Here is a 1,358-nt window from a genome sequence, read left to right as displayed (position 1 = left end):
CCTCCGGTTTGCACCAGAGATTCAGATTCACCCCACTTTGGGAAGGCTAAAGAGTCGAAGTCAGCGAGGCGGCGTATTACTTCCTCAGCGCCGCCTTGCGGACCATCGATGTGGGAATTGGCTACGCTGTATGGGCGGGCATCGGCTCCGTCGGCGCTGCTGCGGCAGGCACGGTCCTTCTCGACCAGCCGCTGACACTGATGCAGGCATTCTGGCTCGCGGTCATTATCGCCGGGGTCGTCTGGTTGAAGCTCTCCGACAGTCCGAAGCTCCAGGGGACATCCTGATGGTTGCCGGCATTTCATCCCGCCTGGCGCAGCTCATGGAGGAGGCCGTCGCCTACTCTATGGAGCATGTCCACGGAGGCGGCATTCCATTCACTGCCTTCGTCGTCGATCACAACGGCCAGCTTCTCGGGCGCGGGGTCAATCGTGTACGGGCCCATCACGACCCCACCGCTCATGCCGAGGTCGAGGCGATACGTGATGCCTGCCGCACGCACGGCACGACCCATCTGATCGGAGCGACCTTGCTCGCGTCAGCAGAGCCATGCGCGATGTGCTACATGAACGCGCGCAGTGCTGGTATTTCGCAGGTCTTCTTCGCTGTCGACCGGGACGAGGTCGCCGCGTACGGCTTCGATTATCGAGGCAGCTACCATCTCTTCGCCGACGACCCGCAGACCTGGTTGTCGCCTGAGGTAAGCAAACTGGCGGTGCCAGAGGGATTGCATCCTTTTCTGGCGTTTTGCCCGGAACGACGTGTTTCATAGGAACACCGCGCCGAAATATGAGGATCGCGGCTTTACGAAGTCAGCCTCCGCATAGAACCTCTTATCCTGACCGCAAAAGACCTGCCGATCGCCTGGTGTGGGCAGCTATGTCCTACAGTGCTTGCCTTGCATGCGAGGTTGGCATAGGCGACGAGCCGCAATTTTTAAGTCTTAAGACACACGACAAGGCCGCAACGGCGGCGGCCTTGTCCCGATCAGTCGTCCCCTTTCGAGCGCTGCATGCCCTCGGCTAGCGTCCAAAGCAGGCGATTGAGGCCGACATTTAATGCCATTGATGGCTCGGGTTGTGGGCGGCGAATACGAACCAACCAAGCGGCCCAGCCAGAGCGGAGCGGAGGCCGTGCGCAAAGTTCTGATCAGGATGTGAGACCTTTAAAAATGGAGGTCCTTACAAATTCTGATCACCATATTCATGGCTGATCAGCAGATCGGCAAGTTTCTGCGCTGCAGGTCCTAATGCCTCATCCCGGCGGTGGGCGACATAGGCACTAGGTGTTTAGTCCCGGTATTTGATGGTGCACTATTCAGCCAGGAATGGAGGGATGCGCTATGGGACAGATTCTAC

1 protein-coding gene and 1 pseudogene are annotated in these 1,358 nt (G+C 58.8%); both read left to right on the top strand.

Annotated features, from left to right (window positions below; genetic code table 11):
- Positions 1 to 80: 80 nt before the first annotated feature.
- A pseudogene (locus AKG11_RS33505) lies at positions 81 to 287 on the top strand (multidrug efflux SMR transporter); the annotation flags it as partial.
- Entirely contained in the window at positions 287 to 772 is a 486-nt protein-coding gene (locus AKG11_RS33500) for a nucleoside deaminase (RefSeq protein WP_024270028.1), read from the top strand. The pseudogene AKG11_RS33505 and the gene AKG11_RS33500, both read left to right, overlap by 1 nt.
- Positions 773 to 1,358: the final 586 nt, after the last annotated feature.

This window comes from Shinella sp. SUS2 (assembly GCF_001262505.1).
Lineage (GTDB): Bacteria > Pseudomonadota > Alphaproteobacteria > Rhizobiales > Rhizobiaceae > Shinella.
The sequence above is the reverse complement of the archived record's forward strand: the minus strand, read 5'-3'. Positions and strand labels throughout refer to the sequence as shown.

Excerpts from the sequence above, each read along its gene's own strand:
- AKG11_RS33500 (WP_024270028.1), top strand. The coding sequence starts at position 287 with ATGGTTGCCGGCATTTCATCCCGCCTGGCGCAGCTCATGGAGGAGGCC.